Genomic DNA, 14,847 nt, shown 5'->3' with positions numbered 1-14,847 from the left:
GTGAAGATTGGATTGAAATTTGCGACTGCTACATTAAAGGGCGACAAGTGTATAGGGTGAAATGTAAAGATAGAAGGGGTGTCTCTATTCCAGAGATGGCCCTTTTTTCCTTTTTTGAAGGAGATAAATATATGATAACGTGGGCACTCGGACATTTGGTCACTCTCGCTGATCTGAAGCGTCGATCAGCAATTCAGCTCGTGGCGAATCGAGGATTTGCCGATTTTGCCGTCCCCATTACGCTTGGTCGTGATCTTTGCTGGATATGGGAGTAGAAGTAGCCATCATGATCGGAGGAGGCAATATTTTTCGTGGAAACATGGCCGATCAATGCAGTCGCCGAACCGTACATTCGCCTGCTGGCCGTTCATCATTTGGAAAAGGGACATGTGGTTATCTTCGCTGGGGGAAATGGTCAACCGTATGTGACCACTGACTATCCGGCTGTCCAGCGGGCGCTCGAGGTAAGCACAGACGCCCTTTTAGTCGACAAATCCTGATAGAAGAGACAGCGGCAGTCTGGGACGAGAAAATACAGTCCTAGACTGCCACGGATTATTACATCTCACCTGGCGTTTTCTGCCCGATGGGGGGGATATGCCGAAGCTTGATCACGGTGAGTATGGCGATAGTGATCATGAGCCCGCCGCTAACGGCCACAACAGCATGCATGCCGTCGTTAAATGCTATCTGGGCGCCATGAAGAAGTGTTGAACCAATAGGTTCGGGTAAAGCTTTAGCCGCTGAGACTGCCCCAGCCAGACTTTCGTGGGAAGCTCCGGATGTTAACGGCGTAACCCCTTTTGGTATGAAGCCAGCAATTTGAGTGCGGTACACGTATGTTCCGATACTGCCTAATACAGCGATACCAAGTGCGAATGCGAATTCACCGCTCGTTTGGAGCAAGGACGCTGCCGAACCCGCTTTCGCTGGCGGGGCCGAGCCAATAATTAGATCGCTGGACAAGCTCGCAAACGGGGCTACTCCCACATTAAAAAAGATATAACCGACGATCAGGGTAGAGAGCCCGGATCCCATCTCTACCTGGGACAGTAAAATACAACCAGTCGCCGAGACGGCAAGGCCTGCCCCGATAAGGTGCGACGGTCGAACTCGCCGAGCGATGATCGGCGACAACAACATACCCGCCATCGACGCAACCACTCCCGGAAGCATGCACATCGCTGCTGCAAGCGGAGATAGTCCTTCCACGAATTGAAGATGCTGTGCGATGAAGAGCATGGAAGCGCCTGTCAAAGTGATGCCGAACAAGCCGCCCAGTGCCGTGCTGAAGGCGGGGTTTGCAAATAGGCGCAAGTCCATTAGCGGACTGTCCAAACGTTGCTGCCGTCTTACAAATAACATCCCGAAAACAACTCCAGCCGCGATGGCAATGAGCGGCAAAGTCTGTAGACCTTGCTTAGCGATTTCCTTTAGCCCGTATATTGCTGGTAGAATGGTACACATCGACAGCATGACGCTAGTCATATCCAAATGACCAGGTGCGGGATCCCGATATTCGGGCAGAAGATGGGGCGCAGTCAACAATAGCAGCGCCATGACTGGAACACCGAGTAGAAAAATCGAACCCCATGAAAACTGCTCCAGCATCATTCCGCCGACTACTGGGCCAAGCGCCATGCCTCCCATGGAGCACATGAACCATATGCCTATGGCGAGGGCACGCTGCTTATGATCACGGAACATATTGCTGATTAAAGCCAGGGACGAAGGCGATACCGTCGCCCCGGCTATGCCGAGCAGCGCCCGTGCTGCAATCAGCATTCCAGAGGTGCTGGAATAAGCGGCCAACACCGAAGCCGAACCGAATGCCGCTGCGCCGATCATCAGCAGTTTACGGCGGCCGAGCCGATCCCCGAGCGAGCCCATCGTGATCAGAAACCCCGAGAGCATGAAGCCGTATATGTCCATGATCCAGAGCTGTTCTGTACTGTCAGCGCCGATAGAGACGCTTATGTGAGGAAGTGCGAGAATCATGACGGACAAGTCTATCGAAACGAGCAGTGCAGGCAATGAAAGCACGGCAAGTCCAATCCATTCGTTCAAACCGGCCCGGTTACTCGATTCAAGCGCAGCATCTTTCATTGGCCGTCCAGAACCTTTCCGAGCTTATCCAACATCACCTTTGTTCCGTGCTCACGCTGTTCAGGCGTATCGAGACCGTCCAGAAAAACGCCCTGCTCGGTATAGATCAAGCGCGTGCCGCCGTCCACGGAATCGAATTCCACTGTCGTCACGGAGACAGACATCCGCTTGTCTTCCATGTCCAGCGTGTATGAGTATACAATTCGCCTATTCTGAACGATTTCCTGATAGCAGGCATCGAATGTGTAAACGGGTCCCCCAGGAGGACCACCGCGATTGAATTCGCGGCCACCGACGCGGAAGTCGAACTCGTCGGCTTTAGGGAACCAACCGGCTTTGGCTGCTTGACCCGCCCATGCAGCGAATACACGGGCATGGGAATGCTTATAGTTTCGTTCGATGACAAATGTGGAATGTTTGGCAAATCTTTCACTCACAGTCGAAACCTCCTTGTCCGGGTTCTTCCGGATGCTCATCTAAATATTCACCAAGTCGGTCGAGGTGGCGATCCATACTCGATTTTCTCTCGGCGAAAAATTTCTCATGGTTCATTCTCATCGTTCGTATGATGTTCATGAAATGCTCAACGGTAAACGGTTCGTTCCTTTGCATCCGACTCGATACATTCTCCAGCTCATGCAAGAGTTTCTGCTGCATGCGGATACTTTCTTTCAGGCTGTCTATTTGAATGCTAACGATGTCTGACAGGCTGAGTTGGTCTCCGGTCATAACGGCTTTAATCTGCTCGAGCGATAGCCCCAACTCCTTTAAGGACAAAATTTGCTGTAGGCGTGAAATGTCCTTTTCGGTGTAGAGTCTGTATCCGGATGGCGAATAGCCGGATGGAGAAAACAAGCCTATCTGATCGTAAAAACGTAAAGTTCGTATCGTAATTCCCGCCATTTTCGCAAGTTCTCCGACTTTCCAATGTTGTTTCATGATCAGCCCCTTTCTTGATCGCTAGCGTTTCACCGGTAACTTCACTATAAACCGTTACGTTACGTAATGGTCAAGGAGCCTTTTGAATTTTTTTCCAATGCGAAAGTGAGCTTGCCCGTTAGCGTTTCATAACCCTAAGTTTAAAACTTTATTTTCTCGAAACATTTCGAAGCCCCTTCTTCCTGCTTTTTTGTTTACAATGGATACAGATTGTTGAATTGGTTTGAAAGGATGTCGTACATGAGTAAAACAGTTGTACTGGCAGAAAAGCCTTCGGTTGGACGTGACATTGCCAAAGTATTGCAGTGTCACAAAAAAGGAAACGGCTTTTTTGAAGGAGATAAATATATTGTGACATGGGCGCTCGGGCATTTGGTCACCCTCGCTGATCCAGAAGCGTACGGGCAGCAATTCAGCTCGTGGCGAATTGAGGATTTGCCGATTATGCCGTCCCCATTGCGCTTGGTCGTGATCAGGGAAAGCAACAGGCAATTCCAGGTCGTCAAACAACAAATGAGACGCAAGGATGTCGGGCAGATCGTCATTGCGACGGATGCAGGGCGTGAAGGAGAACTCGTCGCCCGGTGGATTCTCGAGCTGGTTCACGTGAATAAACCAATCAAGCGTCTGTGGATTTCCTCGGTGACAGATAAGGCGATCCGCGAAGGCTTCCGTAATCTGAAGGACGGCAAAAACTATGAAAACTTGTTTGCCTCCGCAGCTGCTCGTGCAGAAGCCGATTGGCTCGTTGGAATCAATGCCACACGCGCCTTGACGTGCAAGCATAACGCCCAGCTCTCATGCGGTCGCGTCCAGACGCCAACACTTGCTATTGTGGCAACGCGAGAAGAGGAGATTCGCCGCTTTACACCCAAGCCATTTTACGGACTGTCTGCGGTGGTCCAAGGTCCGATTCAGCTCCAATGGCAAGATCAGCAAACGAAGGATTTCAAAACATTTTCCAAGGAAAAAGCTGATCAGCTAATAGCCGTTCTCAAACAGGAGAAAAACGCAGAAGTCGTCGAGGTTACTCGTGCACACAAAAAGACGTATGCTCCACAGTTGTACGATTTGACGGAGCTGCAACGGGATGCCAACCGGATGTTTGGCTATTCACCAAAACAGACACTGTCCATCATGCAAGGGCTGTATGAGCATCACAAGGCAGTGACGTACCCACGAACCGACTCTCGCTATCTCTCTGCTGATATCGTCGAGACGCTGCCGGATCGAATCAAGGCTGTCCAAATGAAGCCATATGCGCCCCTCGCCGCCAGAATCCTGCGTGCGCCGATCAAAGCGAACAAATCGTTCGTGGATGACAGTAAAGTATCGGACCACCATGCGATCATCCCGACAGAGCAAGCTGTTTTTCTCGGTGATTTGAGTGATAAGGAACGCAAAATTTTTGACCTCATCGTGAAGCGCTTCCTGGCCGTGTTGCTGCCTGCCTTTGAATACGAGCAAACAACCATCCAGGCGAAAATCGGGAATGAAACCTTCCTGGCAAAAGGAAAAACCGTGCTCTCCCAAGGCTGGAGAGAGGCGTATGACCACGATGTAGAAGAAGACGACGTGAAGGACGGCGTAAAGGAACAAATCCTGCCTTCTCTTGCCAAAGGAGATCGCCTGCACATCCAGTCGATATCCCAGACCAAGGGCGAGACGAAGCCGCCAGAGCCATTTACAGAAGCGAGCCTGCTGTCTGCGATGGAAAACCCGGCGAAATACATGGCGAACGAGAGCAAGGATTTGATCAAAACGATAGGGGAAACAGGCGGACTAGGTACGGTAGCAACCCGCGCAGATGTGATCGAGAAGCTGTTCAACAGCTTTTTGCTAGAGAAGCGCGGCAAGCATATTTTTGTTACCGCAAAAGCCAAGCAGTTGCTAGAGCTTGTCCCAGATGAAATGCAGTCGCCGACCTTGACCGCCCAATGGGAGCAAAAGCTCGGTGCCATCGCCAAGGGCAGCTTGAACAAGCGAGCGTTTATCGAAGAGATGAAATCGTACGCCAAAGAAGTCGTCCAGCAGATCAAGAATAGCGATCAGACTTTCCGGCACGATAACCTGACCAGAAGCAGGTGCCCGGAGTGCAATAAGTTTTTGCTCGAGGTAAACGGAAAGCGCGGCAAAATGCAGGTGTGCCAGGATCGGGAATGCGGTTATCGCAAAAGCATTCCCAAGCAGACCAATGCCAGATGTCCAAAATGCCACAAAAGATTGGAGCTGCGCGGAGAAGGGGAAGGACAAACCTTTGTCTGCGCGTGTGGACACAAGGAAAAACTGAAGACCTTCCAGGAGCGTCGGGACAAGGAAAAGGGCAGCAAGGTTTCGAAGAAAGAAGTAGCCAAGTATTTGAAGGGGCAAGACAAGGAGCAGGACGAAGGAATCAACTCAGCGTTGAAAGACGCACTGTCCAAATTAAAGTTCGACTAAAAGGCGTGAAACAAAAGGCGGCCGACCATTCCAGTCAGCCGCCTCCTTCTGTTTACTTTTTCTCCAGCACAGCAAAGTAATTGTCTTCATCGTCTGCGAAGTTAAAGACGCGGCCAGAAGGCATCGTAACAATGTCTCCAACCTTCACATTTTTATTCATGAGGTCGTTACGCAATTCCTCGATATTTTCTGAAAAGAGCAGGAGTGAAGGAGTGCCAAGATTCATTCCGGGCGACATTTTCGCAACGAATTCCTTATTGTGCAGAACGATGCTTGTTTCAGCGCCTTGGGCGGGAGCAATTTCAATCCATCTCATTTCACCGTTCTTCTCTTCTGAAACAACACGGAACCCTAGCTTTTCCGTCCAAAAGTTCACTGCTTGATCCTGGTTATTGACATACAGCATGATTTGACCGACTTTGCTAATCATCATAAACATTGTTCACTCCCTACATGGTAGTTAAAAACTCGATGCTCCTAATCCTTTCCATCCCGACGGTATCTGATACCCGATGCCAACGGGCTTGTCCAGCTTGTCTTCATCATAGCATGAAGAATCAGACAGGATTTCTTTTCAATTGCGCATTTTAGAAAAAGAAATTGCATTTCGTAAAAGAGGAGCATATACTCACAATTAAAAGTGAGTAATCACTCGCTTATCTAAAAAGCTCATCTCAAGCCTAGTTCTGTGGCTTGTTTTTTCACACAAAAAGAAAAGTGATTACTCACTCTATTATGTAGGTAGGGGGAAGCGGTTATGAAACCAGTTGTTCGCTCTATTTGTATCGGGGGACTGTTACTGGCATTGTCGGGCTGCAATTGGACATCCGACAATCATCCGTCACTGTCTGGCACAATCGAGGCCATTGAGCTGCCGATTGTAGCTGAAGTAGGCGGATTGGTGACAAACGTTACGGCAGAAGAGGGAAGTGCAATAAAAAAAGGACAAGTGCTGGCTCAAATCGATAAACGAAGCTACCAAATGACTGTGGCAGAAGCACAGGCGGTACTGGACCAAGCGACAGCCAGACTAGAAGAGGCGAGAGCGGGTTCACGGGACACGACGATCCAAAGAAGCATGGCCAACGTCCAGCAAGCAAATGCGAATATTCAACTGGCCCAAGCGAGAAAAAATCAGGCGGAAGCAGGAAAAGCCCGGGCTGCTGAGCAGATGACGCAGGCAGAATCGCAATGGCAGGGGGCGCAGCAGACCCTGTTGTATCAACAAAAAAGACTCGAGGAAGCAACAGCACTCTTCGAAAAAGGAGCGATCTCTGCCAAAGACCTCGACACGCAAAAAGAAGCAGTGAATCAGGCAAAAACGCAGGCAGATCAATGGGCGGCACAAGTAGCGCAGACACAGGCACAGTACCATTCTGCACAAGAAGACATCGCTGCTGCTGCGGCCCAAATCGGTACAGCCCAAGCCGCGCAAGCCGGAGCGCAGGCAGATCTCGACCAGGTGAAGGAAGGAAGTACCGATTACGCGATTCGGGCACTGCTCGCCGCCCAGCAGCAGGCGAAAGCGAAACTGGATCAAGCCTTATTACAGTTGGAAAAGTCCAAGATTACAGCAACAGATGATGGTACACTCTTGCGCTCCTCTATCGAACAGGGGGAAGTAGCCAAAACAGGCGCTACCTTGTTTACAATGATGAAGCCAGATCAGCTCGAGCTCGTCGTGTACATCCCGGAAGCACAATTGAATCAGGTGAAAAAAGGACAAAAGGTTGGCATCAAGGTAGATGCCTATCCGGAAGAGACGTTTACGGGAACGATCAGTCGCATCTCGGAAAAGGCAGAGTTTACGCCGAAAAATGTCCAGACACCGGATGAACGCACCAAGCTTGTGTTCGCTGTTACGATCCACATCTCAGATGGACTCGACAAAATCAAACCAGGTATGCCTGCCGATGTGCTGCTGGGAGACGAGGAGGGAGGTCGATGAGCGCCGCTATCCAATGCGAGCAGTTGACGAAGCGTTTCGGTGATCGAGTAGCTGTGAACAGCCTGACACTGATGGTTCCGCGAGGTTCGATTTACGGTTTTTTGGGTCCGAATGGCTCAGGGAAATCGACCACAATCCGGATGCTTTGTGGCTTGTTGACCCCGACGACCGGAAAGGGGACGGTTCTTGGCTTCGATGTCATGACACAGAGCGAGGAAATCAAGCAACGGATCGGATATATGTCACAAAAGTTCAGCCTGTATGAAGATTTGACAGTGGAAGAGAATCTCGATTTTTATGCAGGGGTTTATCGATTAGGTGCTACAGAACGCAAGGAGCGGAAAGCGGAACTGATTGAGATGGCAGGCCTGACAGGCAGGGAAAAGCAGCTTGCGGGATCGCTGTCAGGGGGATGGAAGCAACGCCTCGCGCTCTCCTGTGCTCTTTTGCACAAGCCGGAGCTGTTGATTTTGGACGAACCGACAGCAGGAGTCGATCCTGTTTCTCGTCGGATTTTTTGGGACGTCATTCATGAGCTGGCGAGACAGGGGATCACCGTGCTGGTAACTACACACTACATGGATGAGGCGCAGACATGCGATTGGATCGGCTTTATCTTTTTCGGCAATCTGCTGGCGGAAGGCACTCCACAAGCGTTGATCGATCGTATGGGAGTAGGCAATCTGGAGGATGTCTTCATCGATCTGGTTAGGCAGGAGGAAGCCAGACAGGCGGCGGGGGAGGGAGCCCGATGAGGCATTTTGTCTGGGAGCGTTACTGGTCTGTCGTGAAGAAGGAAGTCATCCAAATCAAGCGGGATCGTCCCAGTCTGGCGATTGCACTGGTCATGCCGCTGATGCTGTTGTTTTTGTTCGGATATGCTGTTAATACAGACGTCAATGACATCCAGATGGCCGTCTGGAATCAAAGCCCTTCTGCTGCCAGTCGAGAGCTGGTGGATCAGTTCGTCCATACACGTGTATTCGAGGTGGCAGCCCATGTAAGTGGCTACGAGGAGATCGAAGCCATGTTAGACGATGGCTCCGTAAATGTCGCGCTCATTATCGGGCCGGACTACACCCGCAAGCGTGATCGCAACGAGCCGGTAGATGTGCAGATGCTTATTAATGGTTCCGATCCGAATATCGCCCGGACTGCCACTTCTCAAGCCCAGTTGATCGTCCAACATCAAGCGATTACGTTGCAGGAAATAAAGCTGCAAAAACAAGGCTTGGGGGAGCTGGAACAGCCACTCGGCTTGGATACACGCGTGCTGTTTAACCCCAATATGGAGAGTATCGTCTTCAATATTCCCGGCTTGATCGGCTTGATAATGCAAAACGTCACGATGATTCTGACGGCGTTTTCCCTCGTACGTGAGAAGGAGCGAGGAACGATGGAGCAGTTAATCGTGACTCCGATCCGCCCATTGGAGCTGATGCTCGGCAAAATTACCCCCTATGTAGGTGTAGGTCTCTTTTCGTTTTGTCTGGTGCTCTTGGTTGGAACGTATTGGTTCGGGGTCCCGGTCAAAGGCAGCATTTCGCTTCTCGTGACTTTGTCTGTCTTGTTTTTGGTGACGACGCTTCTCTTGGGCATTTTCATTTCTACGGTGGCAAAGACTCAGCTTCAAGCGATGCAAATGGCATTCGCTTTTATTCTGCCTAGTGTGCTTCTCTCCGGCTTTATGTTCCCGCGCGATTCGATGCCGCTCGTGATACAATGGTTAGGCGGGCTTGTCCCGTTGACCTATTTTCTGGAAATCTTGCGAGGAATTTTCTTAAAGGGCGTGGACATCGATGCGCTCTGGAAGGATGTCGTCGGAATGAGCGGTTTTTGTCTCTTGATCCTGACCGTCGCTATCCTGCGATTCCGCAAGAAGATCGAATAAGAGGAGCGTAATGGGTGATGAACAAGCCGCCAACATTTGTAGAGGGCCTGTTGCAATATGTAGAAGAGTTGAAAGATGAGAGCGAGATGACGGAGAAACAGCGTAATATTTTGCGTGCATCGGTGAAGCTGTTCGCCGAAAAGGGCTTTCATGCCAGCTCCACCTCTGAAATTGCCAAAGAAGCAGGAGTGGCAGAGGGAACGATTTTTCGCCACTATAAATCGAAAAAGGATATTTTACTTGCCGTCGTTGCACCAGTATTGGTCAAATTCGCGGCGCCGTTTATCTTGAAGGATGTCCGTGAGATCTTCAAAGAGCAGAATAAAAAAACATTCTCCCAAATCGTGACAGAGCTGTACCGAAACCGGATCGACCTGGTGCTAGCGAATGAAAAGCATATTCGCATTTTGCTGCAAGAAGCCTTTTTCCATGACGAAATCAGGGAAGCACTCATCGCTACCGTTTTCACGGGTGTGAAGGAGATGGCAAATAAGCTGATCGAGGCAAAGGTCGAGGTAGGCGAATTGCGTCCGCTCCCGACACAGGCTGTCTTTCGGGCGATCCTGTCCTCGATGATCGGGCTCGTTCTGTTCCGGCAAGTTCTGGATACCGATGAATTTACACAGTTCAGCGATGATGAGCAAATCGCTCTGACCGTAGATATTTTGCTTAACGGGATTGGAAATCACTCTATCTAAATTTTTTTATCGATAAGTGAACATTTTTCTCTCTATTTGGGTATAGAAATCCCTTCTGGGAATGGTATAATTGCAAACAACTTTTTGCTGTTTTTGATTATGGAGGAGAGTAAACCATGCAATTGTTATCAGAGAGAGAATGGCTCGCGTATCGAGAGAAAAACAAAGATCGTGCGCGCATGCTGATTTCTTGCCCGGACCGCGCGGGTATCGTCGCGGCGGTGTCGAACTTCTTGTTCCAACAGGGAGCCAACATCGTTCAGTCTGACCAGTACACGACCGATCCGGAAACAGGCCGATTTTTCATGCGCATTGAATTCGATCTCATCAATCTGGACGAGCGCTGCGAAGAGATCAAGGAAGCATTCAGCCCTGTCGCCGAGAGCTTTGGCATGGAATGGTCGTTGGTCGAAGCGAACAAGCGCAAGAAGGTCGCGCTGTTTGTTTCCAAAGAAGATCACTGTCTTTTGGAGCTCTTGTGGCGCTGGAAGTCCGGGGAGCTGTTCGCGGATATCGCGGTTGTCGTCAGCAACCATCCTGACATGCAGGAGACAGTCGAGTCCTTCGGCATTCCGTATCGCTGCATTCCAGTCACGAAGGATAACAAGCCGCAGGCAGAAGAAGAGCAGATTGCAGCGGCGGAGGGTGTTGATCTAATCGTTCTGGCTCGCTACATGCAGATTTTGTCCCCGCGCTTTTTGGAGGACTATGCGATGCGAATTATCAATATCCACCATTCTTTCCTCCCTGCCTTTGTCGGAGCGAAGCCTTACGAGCAGGCGTATCGTCGCGGTGTGAAGCTGATCGGAGCGACTGCGCATTACGTTACGGAAGAGCTGGACGCAGGGCCGATTATCGAGCAAGACGTTCAACGTGTATCGCACCAGGAAGACGTCGAGGCATTGAAGCAGTTGGGACGTCAGGTAGAGCGTACGGTGCTTGCACGTGCGGTTCGTTGGCATCTGGAGGATCGGGTGCTGGTGTACGGTAACAAGACGATTGTGTTCCCATAAGCATTGCGTATAAAGAAGAGGCTATTCCTTTGAGGAAAAGCCTCTTCTTTCGTTTTGATTCGTCTTATTTTCAAATCAGTTTCTCACGCTTTACCAACTCCAGAAACTGAGTAACAACAGGCCGCTGTTCTGTCTCATCGTCACGCGTGCAGACATACAACGGACGCTTGATCTCTACTCCTGATACGGTTACACGACCGACCTCACCCTGCTCTACCATTTCCCTGACGGCCAGAGCAGGAGCCAACATCGTCCCATATCCCGAACGAACGGAGTGGATGGATTCGACCAGACCGTGATACTGAATACCGACCTGTGGACGTTTCACACCATGCTCGCGACAGAGGGCAAAAAGCCAATCGCGGGTCGAACTGCCTTGCTCCCGCAACAAAAATGGTTCCTCCACGAGCTGCTCCATACGGATCTCTTTTCCTGCAAGCGGATGATGGGCGGGCAAAATAAACCAATAGGGTACATCCATCAAATGATGCCGATTGATAGGCAGCTCATCCCACGATTCTTTGAGAATAACGGCCACATCGACCTCGCAGCTAAGAAGCAGCTCAATGGATTGCATGGAATTACGCGTGCGAATTTCCACATCGACTCCTTCATAATTGCGCTTGTACTGAGCCAGCCATTGTGGCACGAGATAATGCGAGGGGAGATAGGTAGAAGCAATCCTTAGTCGTCCTTTCTTCCCTTGCTTGATTTCTGTTAGCTGTGATTCGATTTCCCGTTCCCAGTCGTAAATGCGGCGTGCTTTTTCAAAAAGAAAGCGCCCCTCGTAGGTGAGAGCAATACCGCGACCATCCGGGATGAGCAAGGTCATGCCCCATTCATTTTCGAGCTTGCGGATTTGGGCACTTACGGCAGGCTGGCTGATCGAGAGTGCGATTGCTGCTTCGGTGACACTGCCTCGTGACGCTACTTCTACAAAAATGCGGAGTGCATGTAAGTTCATCCTGTACCTCGATTCATAACTTTTGTTTATGAGTAATAGATAAAGATGTATTAGAAATGATGAGTGATTGCGCGTAAGGTATAGCTCAGAAAGACGTAAAAACGAGTAGAGAGAAGGATCAGGAGATGAGAGAAGTCAGTGGAAAGACACAAGTCGTGGCAGTCGCACTGGTGACAGCATTATGTATGATAGGGGATTCGATGCTGTATGTGGTGCTTCCTCTTTTCTGGAAGGAGGCTGGATTAACATCGCTGTGGGAAGTGGGGGTATTACTTGCGGTGAACCGCTTCATCCGCGTACCACTCGGCCCTCTTGTTGGAAAATGGTATGAACGCTCAGGAGGACGCACGGGTTTGATTGTGGCAGTGGTGTTGGCTTTTCTGACGACGCTTTCGTACAGCTTGGAAGGCTTTTGGCTGTGGCTTCTGATGCGATGCTTGTGGGGAGTCGCTTGGACCTTTTTAAGGCTAGGTGCGTTTTCCTTGATCGTGACCGTTTCCGAAGGGCATAATCGCGGGCAACTCATGGGCTTGTACAACGGACTGTATCGATTGGGCAGTCTTGGCGGCATGCTGGTCGGAGCACTACTGGCCTCTTGGTACGGGCTTTCTGTTGCTGCCATTGTACTTGCGGTGCCTTCCTTGTTCGCATTCATTCTTGTTTTTCGCTATATACGCCCTTCCTTTACCAATCAGCATCTGACAGACGTGAAGCAGATGGATGCAGGAAAACGCTTGTGGAGTCAGGTGCAGGTACTGTTGACACTGACGACGGCATTGCTCGTCACGATGGTGTACCAGGGGGTGTTTACCTCCACGTTAAGCAGAGTGGTCGAAGTACGTGAACCGCTTATCATGATGGGTGGAGTCGTGCTGGGGGCAGCAGTGATTGCAAGTGTGATCCAAGGCATCCGCTGGGGGTGGGAGCCGTGGGCGGCCCCATTGGTAGGCAAATTGTCGGACAGGCATGGTCGGACGAATCTATTCATCGGGACGTTGCTAGTCGCCTCCATTCTGTTTGCCTCGTTGCAGACAGCGTCTTCGCTTTTGCTATGGTTTGCAATTTTATTCGGCATTCAGTTGACCGCGACGATTATCACGACCGTGATGGATACCCTTGCGGCAGATGAAGCTGCGAGACAGGCCAACAGCCAAGCAGTAATGACACAGTATTCAGTCGTGAGTGATCTGGGCGCGGCGTTGGGGCCGCTCCTTGCTTTCTGGCTAGATGAACACGTAGGTCTGGGTCCCATGTACACCGGAATAGCGATGATCTTGCTTCTGGTTGGTCTTGTATGGCTGTGGCGCCCGAAGCTGGTCAAGATGGAAAGCGCTTCTTGATGGTTGTCATGACGTGAGCAATGGCTGCCTCCTTGTCAGGACCGTGGAGCAGCATGTGGTTCGAATGCTCGTACCAGGTGATCTGCGGGGAGGCAGATTCGTCTACACTGGTTGCGAGTATTTGTGCGCTCACGGCGTGTACAGTATCGTCTCGCCTTGCTTGCAGCAGAACGTAAGGGGTCGTAATTTGAGGCAAAAGCGGCTTCGTTTCTGCCAACAGCCTGCGAAATTGCAGCATACTGCTAAAAGGGATTCTGCCGATGCCGTGTATATAGCGTTTGGAGTGGGTAGAGAAATCCTCACGCAAATAGTGCATTGCCTCTTTGACATCCCAATATTTATAAGGGGTGTTGATCGTAAATAGCAGGGCGACGGGATATTTCGTCGTCAAGTGAAAGGCGAGCAGTCCCCCCATGGAAAATCCGATGACCACGATGGTGTCAGCGCGCATAGACAGTCGCTTGTAGCCTTCTTCTGCCGAGCGAAGCCAGTCGTGGCGGGTGCTTTTTGCCATGTGTCGACGAGTAGTCCCATGTCCCTCCAAGGTAGGGCATTCCACCTGATAGCCAGCCTCGCGGAGCTTTTTGGCGAGTGGGAGTATATCGTTGATGTCTCCGGCAAATCCATGGATAAGTAAGCAACCGACTGTTCCTGACATGGAATCTCTTCCTCTCAGATACTGGGAAATTTGATGGATCATCCATATTATATACGAAAAGGTGAGAAGGAGGCGACCGCGCAAGTGTGCCCACACCGAGCAAAAAAGGGAAAGAAAAAGCGACTCCACGCAGCTGCGATGAAGTCGGCTATTTACTCACGGGGGTTCTGTACCTGAAAAATAGGTTACAGCCCAATTGTTTTCAGTTCTGGAGAGATAAGTAGCGTAGGTTGCGTGCAGGCCTGGATATCTTCCGCTGTATAACCTTCTGCTACCTCGACGAGGACGAGCCCGTCTGGTGTCACGTCCATGACAGCTCTGTCCGTAATAATACGGTTGACAACCTTCTTGCCGGTAAGTGGCAGGGCGCATTCATTCAAGATTTTTGTCTCACCATGCTTGTTGACATGATCCATGATGACGACGATTTTTTTCGCGCCGTGGACGAGATCCATGGCACCTCCCATGCCCTTGACCATTTTGCCAGGAATCATCCAGTTTGCGAGATCACCCGCAGCAGAAACCTCCATCGCTCCCAAAATAGCGAGGTCGATATGGCCGCCGCGAATCATCGCAAACGATTCTGCACTGGAGAAGTAGGCCGCACCTGGAATAGCCGTAACGGTTTCTTTTCCGGCATTGATGAGATCAGGATCGAGGTTTTCCTCTGTCGGGTATGGACCAATTCCGAGCAAGCCGTTTTCCGATTGCAGAACAACTGTTTTTCCTTCCGGGATGTAGTTGGCGACGAGCGTGGGCATTCCAATCCCCAAGTTTACGTAAAAGCCATCTTCTATTTCCCTGGCGGCACGAGTGGCGATTTGCTCACGTGTAAGCGACATCTGTGTTTT

14 protein-coding genes and 2 pseudogenes are annotated in these 14,847 nt (G+C 50.6%); 9 read left to right on the top strand and 7 right to left on the bottom strand.

Annotation, left to right across the window (positions count from 1 at the left end):
• Positions 1-95 precede the first annotated feature (95 nt).
• A pseudogene (locus HP568_RS12065) lies at positions 96-255 on the top strand (hypothetical protein); the annotation flags it as partial.
• Positions 254-494, top strand: a pseudogene (gene pyrH / locus HP568_RS12060) (UMP kinase); the annotation flags it as partial. The pseudogenes HP568_RS12065 and pyrH, both read left to right, overlap by 2 nt.
• Before the next feature lie 64 nt (positions 495-558).
• On the opposite strand, the gene HP568_RS12055 reads toward pyrH, so the two are convergent.
• From HP568_RS12055 to HP568_RS12045, 3 genes are read right to left on the bottom strand one after another with little or no spacing between them, the layout of a single operon-like run.
• Complete coding sequence (locus HP568_RS12055) at positions 559-2,106, bottom strand: MFS transporter (RefSeq protein ID WP_173629188.1); 1,548 nt, start codon at positions 2,104-2,106, stop codon at positions 559-561.
• Complete coding sequence (locus HP568_RS12050) at positions 2,103-2,543, bottom strand: SRPBCC family protein (protein WP_173629187.1); 441 nt, start codon at positions 2,541-2,543, stop codon at positions 2,103-2,105. Before HP568_RS12050 ends, HP568_RS12055 begins: the two co-directional genes overlap by 4 nt.
• Positions 2,536-3,045: a MerR family transcriptional regulator gene (locus HP568_RS12045; protein ID WP_048034685.1), complete on the bottom strand. Its 510-nt coding sequence runs from the start codon at positions 3,043-3,045 to the stop codon at positions 2,536-2,538. Before HP568_RS12045 ends, HP568_RS12050 begins: the two co-directional genes overlap by 8 nt.
• A gap of 240 nt (positions 3,046-3,285) precedes the next feature.
• On the opposite strand from HP568_RS12045, the gene HP568_RS12040 reads away from it, so the two are divergent.
• A complete protein-coding gene (locus HP568_RS12040) occupies positions 3,286-5,484 on the top strand; it encodes a DNA topoisomerase III (RefSeq protein ID WP_173629186.1) in 2,199 nt (732 codons plus the stop codon).
• Between the two features lie 52 nt (positions 5,485-5,536).
• Here the strand turns inward: HP568_RS12040 and HP568_RS12035 are convergent, their stop codons facing one another.
• Positions 5,537-5,914, bottom strand: coding sequence for a VOC family protein (locus tag HP568_RS12035; protein WP_173629214.1), 378 nt, complete (start codon positions 5,912-5,914; stop codon positions 5,537-5,539).
• A 327-nt stretch (positions 5,915-6,241) separates the two neighbouring features.
• Here HP568_RS12035 and HP568_RS12030 point away from each other — a divergent pair, with 327 nt between their 5' ends.
• The 5 genes from HP568_RS12030 to purU all read left to right on the top strand — a co-directional run bounded on the left by HP568_RS12030 (position 6,242) and on the right by purU (position 11,034).
• Positions 6,242-7,432 (top strand): HlyD family secretion protein, encoded by a 1,191-nt coding sequence (locus HP568_RS12030; RefSeq protein ID WP_173629185.1) that lies wholly within the window; start codon positions 6,242-6,244, stop codon positions 7,430-7,432.
• Positions 7,429-8,187, top strand: a complete 759-nt coding sequence (locus tag HP568_RS12025) for an ABC transporter ATP-binding protein (protein WP_048034682.1) — start codon at positions 7,429-7,431, stop codon at positions 8,185-8,187. Before HP568_RS12030 ends, HP568_RS12025 begins: the two co-directional genes overlap by 4 nt.
• Entirely contained in the window at positions 8,184-9,323 is a 1,140-nt protein-coding gene (locus HP568_RS12020; RefSeq protein WP_048034681.1) for an ABC transporter permease, read from the top strand. The genes HP568_RS12025 and HP568_RS12020 overlap by 4 nt, the downstream gene beginning before the upstream one ends.
• A gap of 17 nt (positions 9,324-9,340) precedes the next feature.
• A complete protein-coding gene (locus tag HP568_RS12015) occupies positions 9,341-10,021 on the top strand; it encodes a TetR/AcrR family transcriptional regulator (RefSeq protein WP_007728114.1) in 681 nt (226 codons plus the stop codon).
• Positions 10,022-10,137: 116 nt separating this feature from the next.
• Positions 10,138-11,034: a formyltetrahydrofolate deformylase gene (purU, locus tag HP568_RS12010; RefSeq protein ID WP_048034680.1), complete on the top strand. Its 897-nt coding sequence runs from the start codon at positions 10,138-10,140 to the stop codon at positions 11,032-11,034.
• Between the two features lie 70 nt (positions 11,035-11,104).
• On the opposite strand, the gene HP568_RS12005 is transcribed toward purU, so the two are convergent.
• Entirely contained in the window at positions 11,105-11,998 is an 894-nt protein-coding gene (locus tag HP568_RS12005; RefSeq protein WP_173629184.1) for a LysR family transcriptional regulator, read from the bottom strand.
• 125 nt (positions 11,999-12,123) lie between these two features.
• Here HP568_RS12005 and HP568_RS12000 point away from each other — a divergent pair, with 125 nt between their 5' ends.
• Positions 12,124-13,338, top strand: coding sequence for an MFS transporter (locus HP568_RS12000; RefSeq protein WP_173629183.1), 1,215 nt, complete (start codon positions 12,124-12,126; stop codon positions 13,336-13,338).
• Here HP568_RS12000 and HP568_RS11995 read toward each other — a convergent pair.
• Positions 13,316-14,080: an alpha/beta hydrolase gene (locus HP568_RS11995; protein WP_173629182.1), complete on the bottom strand. Its 765-nt coding sequence runs from the start codon at positions 14,078-14,080 to the stop codon at positions 13,316-13,318. The two genes, HP568_RS12000 and HP568_RS11995, sit on opposite strands and share 23 nt — an antisense overlap.
• Positions 14,081-14,181: 101 nt before the next feature.
• Positions 14,182-14,838 carry a CoA transferase subunit B gene (locus HP568_RS11990; RefSeq protein WP_173629181.1) on the bottom strand — a complete coding sequence of 219 codons (657 nt, stop codon included), beginning with the start codon at positions 14,836-14,838 and terminating at the stop codon, positions 14,182-14,184.
• Positions 14,839-14,847 lie beyond the last annotated feature (9 nt).

This window comes from Brevibacillus sp. MS2.2 (genome assembly GCF_013284345.1).
Lineage (GTDB): Bacteria > Bacillota > Bacilli > Brevibacillales > Brevibacillaceae > Brevibacillus > Brevibacillus brevis_C.
This window is presented reverse-complemented; position numbering and strand designations above follow the sequence as displayed.